Raw genomic sequence first — 18158 nt, 5'->3', positions numbered from 1 at the left:
CCTAAGCGGGGGCGGCCTTGGCTTCGATGCCCGCGATCAGGACGTCGAGCGCGAGGCAGAAGTCGCCCTCGGTCGCCCGCCGGACCGCGCCCCCGCAGCCGTGCAGGAACTGCGAGACGGCCAGGTGGGCACCGGTCCGGGCCGGGTCCGCCAGGCCGGTCGCGTCCAGCAGCCGCTGGAGGTCGGCGTCGATGGCCCGGGCGTGCGGGCCGATGTTCGGGTAGGCGGCGGTGAGCGGAGCCACCCAGGGGTGGTCCGCCAGGACCCGCCGGTAGCCGCGGGCCAGCGCCCGCAGCCGCCCCGGCCAGCCGGCCTCACCGGGTCCGGCCGCCGGGGGCGCCAGCTCGCCCAGGGCACTGTCCAGGGCGAGTTCGAGCAGATCGTGCTTGGTGTCCACGTACCAGTACAGGGACATCGCGGTGACCCCGAGCCCGGCGGCGAGCCGCCGCATCGAGAACCGGGCCAGCCCGTCGGCGTCCAGCAGCCGCACGCTGGCGGCGGTGATCCGCTCCCGGTCGAGCCCGGAGGGTGCCTCGGTACGGCGTCTGGCGGGGGCGGCGGGCCTGGCGGCCAGCCACACACTGGACTCGACCGGGAGCGGATCACCGGAATCAGCCGCGGTCACCATGGAGGCACCCTCCTCATGACAGGTGGATCAGCCCGGAATGCCCGGTCCGCCCTCTTGATGCTAGTGCCGTGGCCGGAAAGGCTTGCCGGGGCGCGGTGAACCTTTCCGGTCACAGCACTGGGGCTGTCGTGCTGGTCCGGCCGGATGAGACCGGATCAGGACGTGGGAGCCGTCAGGTCGTAGAAGGTGGCACCGCCGACCGTGGAGGCCGTGAAGGTGGCCTTGACCCAGCTCTCGATCTGGCTGCTGGTGCCGCCGCCCGGGCCGCCACCGCGGGTGCCCGCCTCGGCCGTTCCTGCGGCGCCGCCGCTCTGCGCGATGAAGTAGTGGATCTTCCCTTCCTCCACGTACTTCTTGAACTGTTCCAGGGTCGGCGAGGGGTCGCTGCCGTTGAAGCCGCCGAGCGGCATCACGGGCTCGCCCGAGGCCAGCTGGTAGCTCGCCGCGTTCTGCGAACCGACCGCGGCCGCCGCCCAGGTGTACGTGCCGGCGTCGGCGCGCAGGGCCGCCTTCGCCTCGGCCCCGACCCGGGCGCCGTTCAGCAGGCCGCCGGGACCGCCCTGCCCGCCGCCGGCGCCCTCGGCACCGCGTCCGTCCTGGCTGCCTTGGCCTTGGCCTTGCGGGATTGCCCCCTGCGGCATGCCGCCCTGGTTTCCCTGGCCGCCCTGCGGCATTCCACCCTGAGGCATTCCGCCCGGCGGGGTTCCGCCCGGCCGGCCGCCGCCCTGGCCGACGGCACCGCCGGGACCTCCGGTGCGCAGTTCGCCGACGGGGCCGCCCATCATGCCGCCGGGGCCGCCCCGGCCGCCCGCCACCGCCGGCCCGGCGGTCACGATCGACCCGGTGTGCCCGGTGCTCACGGTGGTCATGCAGTACGCGAACGGCCCGGCCAGCGCCACGCCCAGAGCGGCGGCGGCCACCAGTTGCGTCCCCCGGCGCCCCAGCCGCGCGGCGAACGGCAGCGCGGCCGCCGCGAGCAGCCCGCCCGCCAGAACGGCCCAGCGCAGCCACGGCAGGTACCCGGTGGCCCGGCCCAGCAGCACCCACGACCAGACGGCGGTCAGCACGAGCACCCCGGACAGGGTGAACACGGCGGCCCGGCTGCCCCGCTCCTCCCACAGCACGGCCACGCCCATGCCGACCAGCGCGGCCACGAACGGCGCCAGCGCCACGGTGTAGTACTCGTGGAAGATGCCCTGCATGTAACTGAAGACGACCGCGGTGATCAGCAGCGCACCGCCCCAGGCCAGGAACGCCGCCCGGGCCATGCCCTCCAGCGAGTCGGTGGCCCGGCGGGCCCGCCAGGTGACCACGAGTCCGACCACCAGCAGGACCAGGGCCGCCGGCAGCAGCCAGGAGATCTGACCGCCGATGTTGCCCGCGAACAGCCGGTCGATGCCGGTCTCTCCCCAGCCGCCGCCTCCGCCTCCGGCCCTCATGCCCGGCCCGCCCTCCGGAAGGCCGTAGGCCCCGGCCCCGGCACCTGCCCCGCCGGTCCGCGCACCTCCGCCGACACTGCCGGTCTCATTGCCGTTGATCCGGCCGAGGCCGTTGTAGCCGAGGGTCAGCTCCAGGAAGGAGTTGGTCTGCGAGCCGCCGATGTACGGGCGGGAGGAGGCGGGCCACAGCTCGACGATCGCGACCCACCAGCCGCCGGCCGCCACCATCGCGAGCCCCGCCAGCAGCAGCTGGCCCAGGCGCCTGCGCAGCCGGGTCGGCGCGCAGACCGCGTACAGCACGGCGAGCGGCGGCAGGATCACGAAGGCCTGAAGGGTCTTGGTGAGGAAGGCGAAGCCGACGGCGACACCCGCCCAGACCAGCCACGTGGTGCGGGCCCCGTCGAGGGCGCGCAGCACGCAGTACACGGTGACGGTGAGCAGCAGGGTCAGCAGCGCGTCGGGGTTGTTGAAGCGGAACATCAGCGCGGCCACGGGCGTGAGCGCGAAGGCGGCTCCGCTCAGCAGCGCGGCGCCCGGCCCGAACTGGCGGCGTACGGCCGCGTACAGCACGGCCGTCGTGCCGACTCCCATCAGGGCCTGCGGGACGAGGATCTGCCAGGCGCCCAGGCCGAAGAGCCGGACCGACAGCATCATCGGCCACAGGGCGGCCGGGGGCTTGTCGACGGTGATGGAGTTGCCCGCGTCGGAGGAGCCGAAGAAGAAGGCCTTCCAGCTCTCGCTGCCCGCCTGCACGGCGGCGGAGTAGAAGGAGTTGGCGTAGCCGGAGGCCCCGAGGTCCCACAGCAGCAGTGCGGCGGTGGCGATCAGCAGCCCGGCGAGGGCGGGCCGTTCCCAGCGGGGCCGGTCGACGGCGTGCCGGCCGGTACGGGCCCGGGCCTCGGGGACCGGGAAGAGCGGTGTCGCTGCCGTTGTCATCGGTGGTCGTCCTTCACAGGGGTGTCGCGCCGCTCGGGGAAGACCCAGGCGCGGAAGAGCAGGAACCGCAGCACGGTGGCGGCGAGGTTGGCGGTGATCAGCACGGCCAGTTCGGTGCCGTGCGCGGGATCGGCGGTGGCCGCGCCGAGCGCGGCGAGGGAGCCGCTGGTCAGGGCGAGCCCGATGGCGAACACCACCAGACCCTGGGCCTGGTGGCGCACGGCCCGGTCCCGGCCGCGCACACCGAAGGTCAGCCGGCGGTTGGCGGCGGTGTTCGCGACGGCCGAGAGCAGCAGCGCGGCGCCGTTGGCGAGCTGCGGGCCGGTGCCGGCGCGGAAGGCGGAGTACAGCGCCAGGTAGAGCAGGGTGGACAGGGCTCCGACAGCGCAGAAGCCGAGGAGCTGGCGGGCCAGCCCGCCGTCCACCCCGGGCAGGGCGGCGCGGTCGCGCGGGTCGTCTCCGAAGGGGCGGGCGAGCCGGTCCAGCGGGAGGGCGCCGACGGCCAGGGCCCGGCCCACGCGCCAGACGCCCTTGAGGTCCTCGGTGGCGGTCTTGACGATGTGGACGGTGGAGTCGGGGTCGTCGACCCAGTCCACCGGCACCTCGTGGATCCGCAGTCCGGCCCGCTCGGCGAGCACCAGCATTTCGGTGTCGAAGAACCAGCCGGTGTCCTCCACCAGCGGCAGCAGCCGCTCGGCGACCTCCCGCCGGATGGCCTTGAAGCCGCACTGGGCGTCGCTGAAGCGGGCGGCGAGGGAGGAGCGCAGGAGCAGGTTGTAGGCGCGGGAGACGAACTCCCGCTTCGCGCCCCGCACCACGCGCGAGGAGCGGGCGAGGCGGGTGCCGATGGCCAGGTCGGAGTGGCCGGAGATCAACGGTGCGACCAGCGGCAGCAGCGCGTTGAGGTCGGTGGAGAGGTCCACGTCCATGTAGGCGAGGACGGGTGCGTCGGAGCCGGACCAGACGGTGCGCAGGGCCCTGCCGCGGCCCTTCTCCTCCAGCCGGGTGCTCCGTACGCCGTCCAGTGCGGCGGCGAGCCCCGCCGCGACCTCGGGGGTGCGGTCGGTGCTCGCGTTGTCGGCGACCGTGATCCGGAAGGGGTAGGGGAAGGTACGGGTGAGGTGCTCGTGCAGCCTGCGCACGCACGGGCCCAGGTCCTTCTCCTCGTTGAAGACCGGGATCACCACGTCGAGGACGGGCTCGCCGGGCACGGGCGCGAGAGGTGCCCGTGCCGGAAGAGCCCCGGTAGAGGTGTCGGTTCGCATGGTCCGACACTCGCCGGGCGGCCTGTCACCTCCGTGTGGTGAGCCTGTGCCCCGTCTTTGAATCCTGGGCGTGTGGACCCACGGCCCGTGAACCGGCGGACCGTGAACCCGCGGCCCGTGAATCCACAGCCTGTGAATCGCCGGCCTGTGAATCCCCGGCCTGTGAATCCCCGGCCGTCGCGGGGGCGTGCGGCAGCAGGACCTCGAAGCAGGTCCGCCCGGGCTCGCTCCGTACGCCGACCCGCCCGCCGTGCGCCTCGACCACGGCCTGGACGATGGCGAGCCCGAGCCCGGTGGAGCCCGCCGCGCGGGAGCGGGAGGCGTCACCGCGGGCGAAGCGCTCGAAGACATGGGGGAGCAGCGCGGGCGGAATGCCGGGCCCGTCGTCCTCGATCCGCAGCCGGACGGCGGATGTTTCACGTGAAACATGCGCGGTGACGGTGGTGCCGGGCGGGGTGTGCGTACGGGCGTTGGCGAGCAGGTTGACCAGCACCTGCTGGATCCGGGCCGGGTCGGCGCGGACGGGCGCGGGCTCGTCGGGCAGGCTCAGGCGCCAGTGGTGTCCGGGCCCGGCGGCCCGGGCGTCGCTGACGGCGTCGACGACGAGCGGGGCCAGGTCGGTGTCGGTTTCGGCATCGCAGGTGGAGAGCGGGCTCCCCGCGTCGAGCCGGGCCAGCAGCAGCAGGTCCTCGACCAGGCCGGTCATCCGGGTGGCTTCGGACTCGATCCGGCCCAGGGCGTGCCGGGTGTCGGGGCCGGGCTCCTCCCGTCCCCGACGGGTCAGTTCGGCGTAGCCGCGGATGGAGGCCAGCGGGGTGCGCAGCTCATGGCTGGCATCGGCGACGAACCGGCGGACCCGCGTCTCGCTCTGCTGGCGAGCGGTGAGGGCGGAGGAGACATGGCCCAGCATGCGGTTGATGGCCGCGCCGACCTGGCCCACCTCCGTGCGGGGGTCGGCCTCGGCGTCCGGGACCCGCTCGTGGAGGGCGGGCTCGCCGCTGTGCAGGGGCAGTTCGGAGACCCGGGTGGCGGTGGCGGCCACCCGGCGCAGCGGGCGCAGGGCGACCCCGACCAGGGCCTGCCCGGCGAGGGAGGCCGCGATCAGCCCGGCCAGGGTGACGCAGACCTCGACCACGACCAGGGTGCGCACGGTGGAGTCGACCTCGCGCAGGGGAAAGCCGAGGACGATGCTCCCGTCGGGGCCGGTCAGCACCCGGTAGGCGCCCAGGCCCGGGAGGTCCGTGTCCACCGGCCCGGTCGAGCCCTGCACGGCCTTGCGTCCGGCGGCGGCCAGGGCCCTGCTCTGGGTCTCGGTGAGCGGCGGTGCCTGGTCGGGCGCCCACCCCTCCAGGCGGGCGGTGCGGGCGGTCGCGAGCACCGCGCCGTCGGAATCCAGGCGCATCCCGGCGGCGTCCAGCGGGCTGCCGGGGGGCATGGCGAAACCGCCGCTGTTCTCCCGGGCCGCCTTGCCGCCGGGGACCCGGGTGGCCATCTTGACGGAGGTGCCCAGCTGTTCGTCGAGCTGCGTGACCAGGTACGAGCGCAGGGCGAGGGTGGTGACGGTCCCGATGGCCGCGCCCACGACGGCGATCAGCGCCACCGCCGAGACCACGAGCCGGGTCCGCAGCGACCAGGGCCGGCGGGTGCGCGGCCGCCGTGTGGTGCGGAAGGCCACTACTCGGCCGGCTTGATCAGGTAGCCGGCGCCGCGCCGGGTGTGGATCATCCCGGGCATGCCCAGGCCGCTCTCCAGCTTCCGGCGCAGGTAGGAGATGTAGAGCTCGACCACATTGGCCTGGCCGCCGAAGTCGTACGACCACACCCGGTCCAGGATCTGCGCCTTGCTCAACACCCGCCGCGGGTTGCGCATCAGGTAGCGCAGCAGCTCGAACTCGGTGGCGGTCAGGTGGATCTCCCGACCGCCCCGCACCACCTCGTGGCTGTCCTCGTCGAGCCGCAGGTCACCGACGGCCAGTACCGAGCCGCCGCGCGCCGCCTGCGCCGCGCCCGAGCGCCGGACCAGGCCGCGCAGCCGGGCCACGACCTCCTCCAGGCTGAAGGGCTTGGTGACGTAGTCGTCGCCGCCCGCCGTGAGGCCCGCGATGCGGTCCTCCACGGAGTCCTTGGCGGTCAGGAACAGCACGGGGACCTGGGGGATCTCCCGGCGCAGCCTGCCGAGGACGGCGAGGCCGTCCATGTCGGGGAGCATGACGTCGAGGACCACCACGTCCGGGCGGAACTCCCGCGCCGCCCGCACCGCGCCGGCCCCGTCGCCGGCGCTGCGGACCTCGCAGCCCTCGTAGCGCAAGGCCAGGGACAGCAGCTCGGAGAGCGAGGCCTCGTCGTCGACGACGAGCACCCGGCAGGGTCCGCCGTCGGGCCGCACCAGGGCCGTGGGGTTGCTGGTGGACGTGGACGCGTGGGTGGTGGTCGTCGCAGTCATACCGGACACGCTGGCCCGTGCCTCTGAGACCTTTCTTGTCCCTCCCTGTGAATTTCCTGAGAAACGAACGGGCCGGAACCAAGGCCCTCGGGGCTCGGGGTCAGGGCTCAGCGGTCGGCGGTCAGCCGCAGACGTCAGACGTCAGACGTCAGACGTCGAGGCGGAACAGCCGGGCGGCGTTGTCGTGACAGACCGCCCTCAGCCAGTCGTCGCCGAGGCCGAGCCGTTCGAGCGCGTCGAGCTGATGCTCGTAGGGGTAGGGGATGTTCGGGAAGTCGGTGCCGAGCAGGATCCGGTCGCCGAGGTCCGCGAGCCGCCCGAGGTCCCCCGGCGGGAAGCCGCTGAGCTGCTCGGAGAAGTCGGTGAAGGCCATGGTGGTGTCCAGGCGCACCTCGGCGTACCGGTCGGCGAGGTCGAGGAAGTCGGCGTACTCGGGCATGCCCATGTGGGCGATGACCAGCGGCAGCCGCGGGTGGCGGGCCAGCAGCCGGGCGACCGGCTCGGGGCCGGTGTGCTTGCCGGGGACGGGCCCGGAGCCGCAGTGGATCACGATCGGGATCCCGGCCTCGGCCAGCAGCCCCCAGACGGGGTCGAGCCGGTCGTCGTTCGGGTCGTAGCCGCCGACCTGGAGGTGCGCCTTGAAGATCCGGGCCCCGGAGTCGACGGCCTGGCGGACGTACGGGACCACGCCCTCCTCCGGGAAGAAGGTCGCGGTGTGCAGGCAGTCGGGGGTGCGGGCGGCGAAATCGGCGGACCAGGCGTTGAGCCAGGCGGCCATCGCCGGCTTGTGCGGGTAGAGCATGGCGGTGAAGGCCCGTACCCCGAACTCCCGCAGCAGCGCCACGCGCTGCTCCTCCTCGTGGCGGTAGGTGATGGGCCACTCGACGCCGGTCAGCGGGCCGACCGCGTCGAAGTAGTCCCACACCTTGTCCAGGACCCGCTCCGGCATGAAGTGCGTGTGGACGTCGGCCAGTCCGGGAAGCCCGAGTCGCTCCCGGAAGGCGCGCACCGCCTCAGACGTCGCGGGCAAAGCCGTGGCTCCGCTCGACGGTCGCGACGTGCAGGGTGTAGCTCTCGTACCAGTCGGCGCGGCCCTGCTTCATGGCCGCCTGGTGCTCCAGGTCCTGCCGCCACACGGCGAGGGACTCGTGGTCGCGGAAGTAGGCGACGGTGATGCCGAGGCCGCCGGGGGTGCGCGCGGACTCGTAGCCGAGGAAGCCGGGGTTCGCCTGGACGATCTCCTTCATCCGGGCGAGGGTCTCGGGGTATCCGCTGTCGTCGGCGGTGCGGACACTGCTGAAGACGGCCATGACATAAGGCGGTTCGAAGGCCGCCATGGGCTGGATGCTCATGCCCATCACCCTCGGTGGAGCGGCCTGGCATGTCCACCGGAATCGGCGCCGGAAGGCCAAAGGGATCCAAGTTTTGACCATGGACGCCGCTGCCGGACCGGGTGGCCGCCGGACCGGGTGGCCGCCGGTTGTCAGAACAGCCCGTCCTGCTCGGCGGGCGGCCGCGCGGTGGCGGCGTACGGGATCTCCGCCACCGGAACCGACGTCACCGCCTCGTCCCCCGGGGCGGTGAGCTCCCAGCCGCCCAGCAGCCGGGTGTCCACCACGAGCCCGTCCGCGAGGTGCAGATCGGGGCCGGCCGCGCCCGCCAGCCGGCCCACGACGGCCCCGCCCGGGACCATCTCGGTGAGCACCCGCACGGGAGCGGGCATCCCGCCCAGCCCGAACGCCCCGGCGTGATCGGTGACTTCGCACGCCATCCGCTCCAGCGACTCCGGCCACCCGGCCAGCGCCGTCGCCCGGGCATGCAGCTCGGCGACCTCCCCGGCCCGTTCCGGCGCCGGCGGCAGCTGTGCCCGTACGGCGCGCTTGCGGGCGTACGCGATCCGGTCCGGCACCCCGAGCGCCGCCCGCAGCAGTTCCTCGGTGCGCCGGGCGGCCATCAGCGGGCCGCGCCCCAGCCAGGCCCAGGCCACCGCCCCCTGCTCCAGCAGCCGGGCCGGGCCCCGCTCCTCGGCGGTGATCCCGACCTTGACCATGCCGGGCCCGAACCAGGCCAGGTAGACCCGGTAGGTCCGCGGATCGGCGGCGTTGGTGTCGGCCGCCACCGAGAACGACCGGTCGAGCCGGGCGCATTCGGGGCACTGCGCGTTCCCGGCGCGGCCGGGCACGGTGGCCGCGGTGGGGCAGTCCGTGCGCTTCCCGGCCCGCCGCACGCCGAGGCAGCGCCGCTCCCCGCGGGCGACGAAGGCCAGCCGCTGCCCGTACGCGAGCACGCTCGACCGCTCGCCGCGCCCCTGCCCGTACCACCCGATGGCGGGGCTGCCGTCCTGCCACCGGATCCCGGTGCACCACCAGGTCACAGCGGGAGCGGCCGCTCGAAGAACGTGTCCAGGACGACGGTGGCGTGCGTACCGCTGACCCCGTCGATGGCGTAGAGCCGGCGCAGGACGTCCTGGAGCTGCTCCGTCGAAGACGTGCGCACCTTGACCAGCACGGACGCGCTGCCCGCGATGATGTGCGCCTCCTGGATCTCCGGGATCGCGGCGAAGGCAGCGCCGGACTCGCCCATCCAGGCATTGGAGTCGACCATCACATAGGCGAGGACCCCACTGCCGACGGCGGCCGGATCGACGTCGATGGTGGTCCGCCGGATCACCCCGCGCTCGCGCAGTTTGCGTACGCGCTCGTGGGTGGCCCCGGCCGAGAGGCCGACGGCCGTGCCGAGAGCGGCGTACGACTGGCCGGCGTCCTGCTGTAGGCGCAGGACGAGCGCCCGGTCGATGTCGTCCACGCGATCTTCCTCTCATGGGCCTGTCGACCCTTGCGAAGACGGTACCTGATCCTGCAATCTCACCATCAGACCGAACAGAATTCGGCAATACTCTCTCAGGGGGAATCATGTCTGCCATAGCCGACCTCACCTTGTACGAGATTCTGGACGAGCGCTTCCGGACCGGCCGCTGCGCCAACGGCGACGCCCGGCTGGACCGGCTCTACGACGACTGCCGCTGGGCGGAGGGCCCGCTCTACCTCCCCGCCTGGCGCCAGCTGGTGTGGAGCGACATCCCCAACGACCGGATGCTGCGCTGGGACGAGGCGACCGGCGCGGTCTCCGTCTTCCGCTCCCCGGCCGGCCACTCCAACGGCAACACCCTGGACCGCGAAGGCCGCCTGATCACCTGTGAGCAGGGCAACCGGCGCGTCACCCGCACCGAGCCGAACGGCAGCCTGACCGTCATCGCCGACCGCTTCGACGGCAAGCGGCTCAACAGCCCGAACGACGCGGTGGTCCGCTCGGACGGCTCCATCTGGTTCTCCGACCCGGACTTCGGCATCACCAGCGACTACGAGGGCCACCGCGCGCCCAGCGAGATCGGCGCCTGCAACCTCTACCGGGCCGACCCCTCGACGGGCCGGGTCACGATGGTCGCCGACGGCTTCCTCGGCCCCAACGGCCTCGTCTTCTCCCCCGACGAGAGCGAGCTGTACGCCGCGGACACCCGGGCGGGCCACATCCGCGCCTTCAAGGTCGCCGACGACGGCACCCTCACCGACGACCGGGTCTTCACCACCTGCCACCGCGTCGACAACATCCGCTTCGACGACGAGGGCCGCCTGTGGGCGGCCGCGATGGAGAACGGCGTCCAGTGCCACGCGGCGGACGGCACCCTGATCGGCCGCCTCCGCGTCCCCGAACCGGTCTCGAACATCGCCTTCGGCGGCGCCAAGAACAACCGCCTCTTCATCACCGCCACCACTTCCCTCTACTCCCTGGTGATGTCGGTGACCGGCCTCCCCCGGGTCCTCTGAGGGATTGCCGCAGGGCATACGACAGAGGCCCCCAGGATTTCTCCTGGGGGCCTCTGTCTTGCTGTGCACTCGGCAGGATTCGAACCTGCAACCTTCTGATCCGTAGTCAGATGCTCTATCCGTTAAGCTACGAGTGCTTGGGCTTCTCGGGGTTTTGCGCCCCGTTGGCCTTGCGAGAACAACAATACATGGACCTCGCCGGGACGCGAAATCCATTACCCAAACCACTGCTGACCTGCGGAAACAGGCCGGACGAAGATCGTCCGGATGGGTTCGCACAGAGGTCGGAGCGGGCCGGATTGCCCCGGAACGCACCGAAGCCCCGGTCCGTCAGGACCGGGGCTTCGGTGAGGTGCGGAGGCGGAGGGATTTGAACCCTCGATGGGGTGTAAGCCCCAAACCGCATTAGCAGTGCGGCGCCATAGACCGGACTAGGCGACGCCTCCAGCACACCCCCACGTACGAGGGTGCGTGCAGATGATGACACAGGCGCAGGGCCCCTCACCAATCCGCTCCCACGGTACTAGGAGGGGAGGCCCGAGGGCAAAGCCTTAATGCCCCGCCCCCCGCGAAAGCCCCCGCGCGCGCAACGTCGACGCATCCCCGTCGTTGGTCAGGCGTACGACGTACGGACGACCTGGAGTGCCCCATGCTGCGTCTCGCCGCCTTCGCCGTCACCTCCGCCCTGGCCGCCGCGGCCGCCGGGCCACTGCCCCCGCTGCCGCTGGGACGGCTGCTGTCGGCCCCCGACCGCCTCACCATCGAAATGGCGGACACCGGCAACCGCCGGCTGGACCGGGAGTTCCTCATCGAATGCGACCCCGTCGGCGGCGACCACCCCTGGCGGGAGCAGGCCTGCGCCAAGCTGGACAAGCTCGCCGGCGAGGGCAAGGACCCCTTCGCCCCCGTCTCCAAGCGGCAGATCTGCTCCCTGCAATACGGGGGCCCGGCCACCGCCCGGATCAGGGGGACCTGGCACGGGCACAAAGTGGACGCCACGTTCCGCCGGACGGACGGATGCGAAATCGCCCGCTGGAACGAGTTGGAACCTCTGCTTCCGACTGGGCGTTCCTGACCTGGGAGGATGTGCGGGATGGGCGGTATCCACCGGACATCGGCCACCCCGCCGCGGGCCTGTGGCCTTAGACTCCTCCCGTGACTTGCCGGTAGTTGTGGTCAGGGAGGAAGCTCGTCGTGAGCAGCAGGCCATCCCGAGGCGCTGCTCGCCTCGCAGCAATACTCGACGCTCTTCCGGACGCGCTGTTGCTCGTCAACGCCAACGGCACGGTCGTCAACGCCAATTCGATCGCCCTCGAGGTCATGGAGAGCCCCGGCACCGGGCTCGTCGGCCGCGGCGTGCTCGACCTCCTGCCCGAGTTCGACTCCAAGCTGATCCCCGGCTCCATGCGCCGGCCCGGCGAGGACGAGGGCGGCCGCGCCAAGCCCCGGCGGATGATCGCGCGCCGCACCGACGGCTCCGAGTTCCCCGTCGAGGTCACCAGCGCCCATCTCGACGGACGCGACGCCTACCGCGAGCCGCAACCCTCGTACACCGGTGACGAGCTGCTGATGCTCGTCGTCCGCGATCTCTCTCAGACGGTGGACACCGAGGCCGAGCTGGCCCGCTCCCAGCGGCAGACCGAGATGATCCTGCGCGCCGCGGCCGAGGGCGTCGTCGGCACCGACACCGACGGACGGGTGGTCCTGGTCAATCCGGCCGCCGCCCAGATCCTCGGCTACCGCGCCACCGACCTCGGCAACCGCGAACTGCACGGCCTGGTCCAGCACTCCCGCGCCGACGGCTCGCCGTTCCCCTTCGAGGAGTCCCCGCTCGCCGACACCCTGCGCAGCGGGCGCAAGCACCGCGTCCGCGGGCAGGTGCTGTGGAACAAGGCCGGACAGCCGGTCGCCGTCGACCTGACCACCTCGCCCGTACGGGACGGGGAGCAGCTCGTCGGCGCCGTCATGACCTTCACCGACCGGCGGCCCTACGACGCCCTCGCCGCGCGCCACGCGCAGCTGCTCGCCGTCCTCGGCGAATCGCTGCGCGGGCCGCTGGACGAGCTGCGCGGGGAGCTGGCGACGCTGGCCGCCGACGACGCAGGACAGCTGTGGCCCGAGGCCAACCAGTTGCTGCACCACCTGGCCGCCGGGTACTCGCGGATGACCACGCTGGTGGACAACGTGCTCGGCTTCCAGCGGCTGGACTCCGGCAGCGACCGGCTCACGAAGAAGAAGGTGCTGATCAACACCGTCGTCACGGCGGGTGTGGACGGCGCCGTCGAGCTGATCGGTCCGGGCCGGGCGCAATTCGCGGTCCACGCGCCGACCATCGAGGCCGAGGTGGACGCGGACCGCATCGCGACCGCGCTGGCGCACCTGGTCGCGGACGTCGCCGGAGTGGACGCCACGGGCAAGACCCCCCAGGGCAACGGCTACAGCGACTCGACGATCGTGGTGGCCGCCGCGCAGCGCGGCGATGTCGTACGGATCGAGGTGCGCGGGCCCTACGAGGGCGGGAACCCCGTCCACGAGCCGATCGTGCGAGGGATCGTGGCCGCGCACGGGGGCGTGCTGCAGACGGTCGAGGTTCCGGGCGCGCCCGGCGGGGCGTACGTACTGGAGCTGCCGCTGGGCAGCGGCGCCGGGACGGTGACGCTGCCCGAGCCGGCGGAGGAGCCCCCGGCCGGTCCGGCCGCGGACCCCGCCGGGACGGGCGGGGGAGCCGCCCCCGGCAAGGTCTCCGGCGGCCGGCGTGCCCGGCGCGGAGTGGATGCCTTCCTCGACGACGAGGCCGCGAGCCCCGGTGCCGCGCAGGGCGGCCAAGGCGGTCAGGGTGGTCAGGGCGGCGGCGCGCTGGCGCTGCCTTCCGGGCGGCGGCGGGCGGGCGAGGCCGGCGTTCCCGACGCGGGCCCCGAGCTCGCGCAGTCCCCGGTGAACCCGGCGGGACTCGGTACCGGACGCAGGCGCGGCCGGGCTGGCGACGGCAGCGGCGAGGCCGAAGGCACCGTTGGTCCCGACGGCCAGGGTGGTCACGGAGGCCAGGTTGGTCACGGAGGCCAGGGAGGCCCCGGGCGGCCCGTGCCCCCGCAGGGCACCGCCATGCCCGCCATGCCCGCCCTCCCGCCCGTGCCCGCGGTGCCCCCGGTTCCGCTGACCGAGCACCCCGCCGGTCGGCGCCGGGCACTGGGTACGGCCGGTCCGGCGCAGCCCGGCGGCCCCGTCCCGGCGACCGGGCTCGGACCGGCCCCCGCGCCCGCCCAGGCGCCCGTGCGGCCCATCGCCCCCGAGGGCGGCTTCGCACTGCCCGCCGGCCCGACCCCGGCCCCGGCTCCGTCCGGTCCGCAGACCCCCGCGATGGCCGGATCGGCCTCCGCTCCCGCCGACACCGACGGCGACGCCCCGGCCGGACGGCGCGGGCGCCGCGTGCTGGGCGCCCCCGCGGCCGAGCCCGAAGCCCCCGACGCACAGCCCGTCGAGCCCGCCGAGAACCCGACCGGGCGGCGGCGCGCGCTGCCCGGCGCTCCGGCGGCGTGGCCGGTTCCGGCAGCACGGACCGCTGCCGAGGACGACGAGGCCTCCGGCCAGGCAGCCGTCCCCGCGGCGCGCCGGCCGCAGGACACCCCGGCGGAGGGCCAGGCCGCGCAGCCCATCAGCGTGCGCGCCCTCGGCACCCTCGGCCAGGGCATCTCCGTGGACCCCACCGGCTCGGGCGCAGGATCCGGCTCGGGCTCCGGCCGTCGTCGCCGGCTCGCCGAGCCCGCGCCGCAGGGCCGGGCCTTCGCCATAGGAGCCCCCGAGGCGGGCGCCGACGAGGGCCCCGAGCCGCTGGACGGCCCGGGTGGCGCCGTCGAGGTGGTCAACCGGCCCGTACCGCGGCCCGTGGACGACGAACTTCCGCCGGAGCCCCTGGACAACCCGCGGCGGCTGCTGGTGTGGCCCGCGCCCGATGTGCAGACGCAGCAGGCGCTCAGCGACCGCGGCTACCGCCCGGTGATCGTGCACTCCCGCGAGGAGGTGGACGCACAGATCGCCGCGTTCCCCGCCGCGCTGTTCGTCGACCCGCTGACCGGGCCGATCACCCGGACCGCCCTGCAGTCCCTGCGCCAGGCCGCGGCGGCCGCCGAGGTGCCCGTACTGGTCACGGCCGGGCTGGGACACGCCACGCGCGAGGCGGCGTACGGCGCCGATCCGGCCGTCCTGCTCAAGGCGCTGGCGCCGCGCGACAGCGAGCAACACCCCTCCCGGGTGCTGCTGATCGAGGAGCACGACGAGATCGCGACCGCGCTGAGCGCCGCCCTGGAGCGGCGCGGCCTCCAGGTCGCACGCGCGGGCGCCGACACCGACGCCGTGGAACTGGCGACGCGGATGCGGCCCAACCTGGTGGTCATGGACCTGATGCAGGTACGCCGCCGCCGGGCCGGGATCGTGGACTGGCTGCGCGCCAACGGGCAGCTGAACCGCACCCCGCTGGTCGTCTACACGACGGCCGGCATCGACCCGTCCGAACTGCCGCGGCTGGCCTCCGGCGAGAGCGTGCTCTTCCTCGCCGAGCGGGCCACCACGGCGGACGTCCAGGGCCGCATCGTGGACCTGCTGGCCAAGATCGGCACCAACTAGTAATCCTGGCGCGATGGCCATCATCAACACGACCGAGCACACCGTCCCCGCCGACAACGGGGAGGTGAACCTGCTCATCGCACGGCAGGTGGAACCGGGGCACGAGGAGAACTTCGAGGCCTGGGCCCACGGGATCCTGGAGACGGCCGCGAGCTTCCCGGACCACCTCGGGTACGGGCTCTTCCGCCCGGCGGCGGAGGGCGGGCCGTGGTTCCTGGTCCACCGCTTCCGCAACCAGGCGGCGTTCCAGCGCTGGCAGGACTCCCCGGAGCGGGCGCAGTGGTTCTCGAACTGCCTCGGCCACCACCACACGGAGATAGCCCGCCGGGAACTGCACGGCATGGAGACCTGGTTCGCCAAGCCGGGTACGACCCGGCCCGCGCCGCCGCGGTGGAAGATGGCGATCAGCTCGGGGCTGGCGATCTTCCCGATCTCGCTGATCGGCAACGCGGTGCTCGGGCCGTACCTGGTGGACCTGCACTTCGTGGTGCGGACGGCCGCCTTCGCCGTCGTCTTCAGCACCCTGATGACCTACGTGGCCATGCCCGCGGTCAGCAAGCTGCTGCGGCCATGGCTCACCAAGGGCTGACGGCGCTCAGTCCAGCTTCGTGACGTCCAGCGCGCCGTCCGCGTACTGCTTGCGGATCACCTTCTTGTCGAACTTGCCGACACTCGTCTTCGGTACGGCCTCGATCACCGCCCAGCGCTCCGGCAGCTGCCACTTGGCGATGGACAGGGCGAGGAACTCGCGCAGCCCCGTGTAGTTCACGGTCGCGCCCTCCTTGAGGACGACGGTGGCCAGCGGGCGCTCGCCCCACTTGTCGTCGGGGACGGCGACGACGGCGGCCTCGGCGACCTCGGGGTGCCCCATGAGCGCGTTCTCCAGCTCCACGCTGGAGATCCACTCGCCGCCGGACTTGATGACGTCCTTGGCGCGGTCGGTGAGGGTGAGGTAGCCGTCGGCGCTGATGACGCCGACGTCCCCGGTCTTGAGCCAGCCGTCGGCGCTGAACTTGTCCTCGGGCGTGAAGGGTTCGCCGGACACACCGCCGTAGTAGGAGCTCGCGATCCAGTTGCCGCGCACCTCCAGCTCGCCCGCCGACTCCCCGTCCCAGGGCAGGAGGTCGCCGCCGGGGCCGACCAGACGGGCCTCGACACCCGCCGGGAAACGGCCCTGGGTGATCCGGTAGGGCCACTCCTCCTCGGCGCTCAGACCGGCCGGCGGGTGCGCCATCGTGCCCAGCGGGGAGGTCTCGGTCATGCCCCAGGCGTGGCAGACCCGGACGCCGAGCTTGTCGTAGGCCTCCATCAGGGAGGGCGGACAGGCCGCGCCGCCGATGGTGACCTGCTTCATCGAGGTCAGGTCGCGCGGGTTGGCGGTGACCTCGGCCAGCAGCCCCTGCCAGATGGTGGGGACGGCCGCGGCGTGCGTGGGCTTCTCCCGCTCGATCATCTCGGCGAGCGGAGCGGGCTGCAGGAAGCGGTCCGGCATCAGCATGTTGATGCCGGTCATGAAGGTGGCGTGCGGCAGCCCCCAGGCGTTCACGTGGAACTGCGGGACGACGACGAGGGTGGTGTCCTTGTCCGTCAGCCCCATCGACTCCGCCATGTTGACCTGCATGGAGTGCAGGTAGACGGAACGGTGGGAGTAGACAACGCCCTTGGGGTCCCCGGTGGTGCCGGAGGTGTAGCACATCGCGGCCGCCTGGCGCTCGTCCAGCTCGGGCCAGTCGTAGCTGTCGGGGCGGCCCGCGAGGAGCTCCTCGTACTCGTGGACGCGCACGTCCAGGCCCTCCAGCACGGACCGGTCGCCGATGCCCGAGACCACGACGTGCTCGATGGTCGGCAGGTGCGGCAGCAGCGGCGCGAGCAGCGGCAGCAGGGTCCCGTTGACCAGCACCACCCGGTCGGCGGCGTGGTTGACGATGAAGACCAGCTGCTCAGGGGGCAGCCGCAGGTTCAGCGTGTGCAGCACCGCACCCATCGAGGGGATCGCGAAGTACGCCTCGACGTGCTCGGCGTTGTTCCACATGAGGGTGGCGACCCGTTCGTCCTGCTGCACTCCCAGCTCGTCGCGCAGGGCGTTGGCGAGGCGGGTGGCGCGGACACCGATCTCGGCGAAGCTCCGGCGCTGCGGCTCGGCCTCCCCGGTCCAGGTCGTGACCTGGGACTTCCCGTGGATCGTCATCCCGTGTCGGAGTATGCGGGTGACGAGGAGTGGTACGTCCTGCATGGTGCTGAGCAAAGCGTCCTCCCGGTGAGCGCTGCGGCGCTGCGGCGGCTACGGATGCTGCCGATTCTGCGCACGTACCGGTCGGCATGTCACTACCCGAGGGTAGAAACCAGTCCGTGTTTCACGTGAAACATCCTCCGGTTTCACGTGAAACATCCTCCGCCTCACCGGACCGGAGTCAGCTCCGGGTCCTCGCGGAGCTTGCCCAGCGCACGGGACACGGCGCTCTTGACCGTACCGACCGAGACGCCGAGCAGCTCCGCGGTCTGCACCTCGCTCAGGTCCTCGTAGTAGCGCAGGACGACCATGGCCCGCTGCCGGTCGGGCAGCCGGGTCACCGCGCGCCACATCGCGTCGCGCAGCGCCTGCGCCTCGGCGGGATCGGAGGCCGCCACCTCCTCGGTCTCCGGCAGCTCGTCGCAGGCGAACTCGTCGACCTTGCGCTTGCGCCATTGGGAGGTGCGGGTGTTGACCAGGGTCCGCCGGACGTAGCCGTCCAGCGCCCGGTGGTCCTCGATGCGGTCCCAGGCCACGTACGTCTTGGTGAGGGCCGTCTGGAGCAGGTCCTCCGCATCGCACGGGTTGGCGGTGAGGGAGCGCGCGGTGCGCATCAGGACCGTGCCGCGGGTCCGGACGTACGCCGAGAACGACGGGTACGGCGTCGAGGTCGAGGCGAGCGTGCACACAGGCGGGGTCATGTCTCCACGCTAGGAGCGCCCGTCCGCCCTGGGATCGGCCGTAGGTGCCGATGGGGGATCCGTCTCAGGTTGT

15 protein-coding genes and 2 tRNA genes are annotated in these 18158 nt (G+C 73.0%); 4 read left to right on the top strand and 13 right to left on the bottom strand.

Annotated elements, in window-relative coordinates; translation table 11 throughout:
* Position 1: 1 nt before the first annotated feature.
* From ACZ45T_RS09785 to ACZ45T_RS09745, 9 genes are all read right to left on the bottom strand, one after another.
* Complete coding sequence (locus ACZ45T_RS09785; protein WP_468439247.1) at positions 2–628, bottom strand: TetR/AcrR family transcriptional regulator; 627 nt, start codon at positions 626–628, stop codon at positions 2–4.
* A 155-nt stretch (positions 629–783) separates the two neighbouring features.
* Positions 784–3003, bottom strand: coding sequence for an ArnT family glycosyltransferase (locus ACZ45T_RS09780; RefSeq protein ID WP_468439245.1), 2220 nt, complete (start codon positions 3001–3003; stop codon positions 784–786).
* Positions 3000–4268, bottom strand: a complete 1269-nt coding sequence (locus tag ACZ45T_RS09775; RefSeq protein ID WP_468439243.1) for a bifunctional glycosyltransferase family 2/GtrA family protein — start codon at positions 4266–4268, stop codon at positions 3000–3002. The genes ACZ45T_RS09780 and ACZ45T_RS09775 overlap by 4 nt, the downstream gene beginning before the upstream one ends.
* Before the next feature lie 25 nt (positions 4269–4293).
* Positions 4294–5943 (bottom strand): sensor histidine kinase, encoded by a 1650-nt coding sequence (locus ACZ45T_RS09770; protein ID WP_468439241.1) that lies wholly within the window; start codon positions 5941–5943, stop codon positions 4294–4296.
* Positions 5943–6710, bottom strand: a complete 768-nt coding sequence (locus ACZ45T_RS09765; protein ID WP_468439239.1) for a response regulator transcription factor — start codon at positions 6708–6710, stop codon at positions 5943–5945. The genes ACZ45T_RS09770 and ACZ45T_RS09765 overlap by 1 nt, the downstream gene beginning before the upstream one ends.
* 148 nt (positions 6711–6858) lie before the next feature.
* Positions 6859–7740 (bottom strand): amidohydrolase family protein, encoded by an 882-nt coding sequence (locus ACZ45T_RS09760; protein WP_468439237.1) that lies wholly within the window; start codon positions 7738–7740, stop codon positions 6859–6861.
* Positions 7724–8062, bottom strand: a complete 339-nt coding sequence (locus ACZ45T_RS09755; RefSeq protein ID WP_468439235.1) for an antibiotic biosynthesis monooxygenase family protein — start codon at positions 8060–8062, stop codon at positions 7724–7726. Before ACZ45T_RS09755 ends, ACZ45T_RS09760 begins: the two co-directional genes overlap by 17 nt.
* 131 nt (positions 8063–8193) lie before the next feature.
* Positions 8194–9084: a DUF2797 domain-containing protein gene (locus ACZ45T_RS09750; protein WP_468439233.1), complete on the bottom strand. Its 891-nt coding sequence runs from the start codon at positions 9082–9084 to the stop codon at positions 8194–8196.
* On the bottom strand, positions 9081–9515 hold the full coding sequence (locus tag ACZ45T_RS09745; RefSeq protein ID WP_468439231.1) for an Lrp/AsnC family transcriptional regulator: 435 nt from the start codon (positions 9513–9515) through the stop codon (positions 9081–9083). The genes ACZ45T_RS09750 and ACZ45T_RS09745 overlap by 4 nt, the downstream gene beginning before the upstream one ends.
* Positions 9516–9622: 107 nt before the next feature.
* Between ACZ45T_RS09745 and ACZ45T_RS09740 the strand changes: the two genes are divergently transcribed.
* The gene (locus tag ACZ45T_RS09740) at positions 9623–10534 is read left to right on the top strand and encodes an SMP-30/gluconolactonase/LRE family protein (RefSeq protein ID WP_468439229.1); all 912 of its coding nucleotides are present in this window, start codon (positions 9623–9625) and stop codon (positions 10532–10534) included.
* A gap of 64 nt (positions 10535–10598) precedes the next feature.
* On the opposite strand, the gene ACZ45T_RS09735 is transcribed toward ACZ45T_RS09740, so the two are convergent.
* A tRNA-Arg gene (locus ACZ45T_RS09735) sits at positions 10599–10671 on the bottom strand.
* Between the two features lie 218 nt (positions 10672–10889).
* Positions 10890–10980 (bottom strand) — tRNA-Ser (locus ACZ45T_RS09730).
* Positions 10981–11183: 203 nt separating this feature from the next.
* Between ACZ45T_RS09730 and ACZ45T_RS09725 the strand changes: the two genes are divergently transcribed.
* From ACZ45T_RS09725 to ACZ45T_RS09715, 3 genes are all read left to right on the top strand, one after another.
* Positions 11184–11609, top strand: a complete 426-nt coding sequence (locus tag ACZ45T_RS09725; RefSeq protein ID WP_468439227.1) for an SSI family serine proteinase inhibitor — start codon at positions 11184–11186, stop codon at positions 11607–11609.
* Between the two features lie 119 nt (positions 11610–11728).
* Positions 11729–15154, top strand: a complete 3426-nt coding sequence (locus ACZ45T_RS09720) for a response regulator (RefSeq protein WP_468439225.1) — start codon at positions 11729–11731, stop codon at positions 15152–15154.
* Between the two features lie 13 nt (positions 15155–15167).
* Complete coding sequence (locus ACZ45T_RS09715) at positions 15168–15743, top strand: antibiotic biosynthesis monooxygenase (RefSeq protein ID WP_468439223.1); 576 nt, start codon at positions 15168–15170, stop codon at positions 15741–15743.
* A 6-nt stretch (positions 15744–15749) separates the two neighbouring features.
* On the opposite strand, the gene ACZ45T_RS09710 is transcribed toward ACZ45T_RS09715, so the two are convergent.
* Positions 15750–17399, bottom strand: a complete 1650-nt coding sequence (locus ACZ45T_RS09710) for a long-chain fatty acid--CoA ligase (RefSeq protein WP_468439221.1) — start codon at positions 17397–17399, stop codon at positions 15750–15752.
* Positions 17400–17551: 152 nt separating this feature from the next.
* The gene (locus tag ACZ45T_RS09705) at positions 17552–18085 is read right to left on the bottom strand and encodes a SigE family RNA polymerase sigma factor (protein WP_468439219.1); all 534 of its coding nucleotides are present in this window, start codon (positions 18083–18085) and stop codon (positions 17552–17554) included.
* Positions 18086–18158: the final 73 nt, after the last annotated feature.

Source organism: Streptomyces sp. NPDC030995, from assembly GCF_055571215.1.
The sequence above is the reverse complement of the archived record's forward strand: the minus strand, read 5'-3'. Positions and strand labels throughout refer to the sequence as shown.

Excerpts from the sequence above, each read along its gene's own strand:
- ACZ45T_RS09755 (WP_468439235.1), bottom strand. The coding sequence starts at position 8,062 with ATGAGCATCCAGCCCATGGCGGCCTTCGAACCGCCTTATGTCATGGCC.
- ACZ45T_RS09780 (WP_468439245.1), bottom strand. The coding sequence starts at position 3,003 with ATGACAACGGCAGCGACACCGCTCTTCCCGGTCCCCGAGGCCCGGGCC.
- ACZ45T_RS09775 (WP_468439243.1), bottom strand. The coding sequence starts at position 4,268 with ATGCGAACCGACACCTCTACCGGGGCTCTTCCGGCACGGGCACCTCTC.
- ACZ45T_RS09725 (WP_468439227.1), top strand. The coding sequence starts at position 11,184 with ATGCTGCGTCTCGCCGCCTTCGCCGTCACCTCCGCCCTGGCCGCCGCG.
- ACZ45T_RS09740 (WP_468439229.1), top strand. The coding sequence starts at position 9,623 with ATGTCTGCCATAGCCGACCTCACCTTGTACGAGATTCTGGACGAGCGC.
- ACZ45T_RS09715 (WP_468439223.1), top strand. The coding sequence starts at position 15,168 with ATGGCCATCATCAACACGACCGAGCACACCGTCCCCGCCGACAACGGG.
- ACZ45T_RS09765 (WP_468439239.1), bottom strand. The coding sequence starts at position 6,710 with ATGACTGCGACGACCACCACCCACGCGTCCACGTCCACCAGCAACCCC.
- ACZ45T_RS09705 (WP_468439219.1), bottom strand. The coding sequence starts at position 18,085 with ATGACCCCGCCTGTGTGCACGCTCGCCTCGACCTCGACGCCGTACCCG.
- ACZ45T_RS09785 (WP_468439247.1), bottom strand. The coding sequence starts at position 628 with ATGGTGACCGCGGCTGATTCCGGTGATCCGCTCCCGGTCGAGTCCAGT.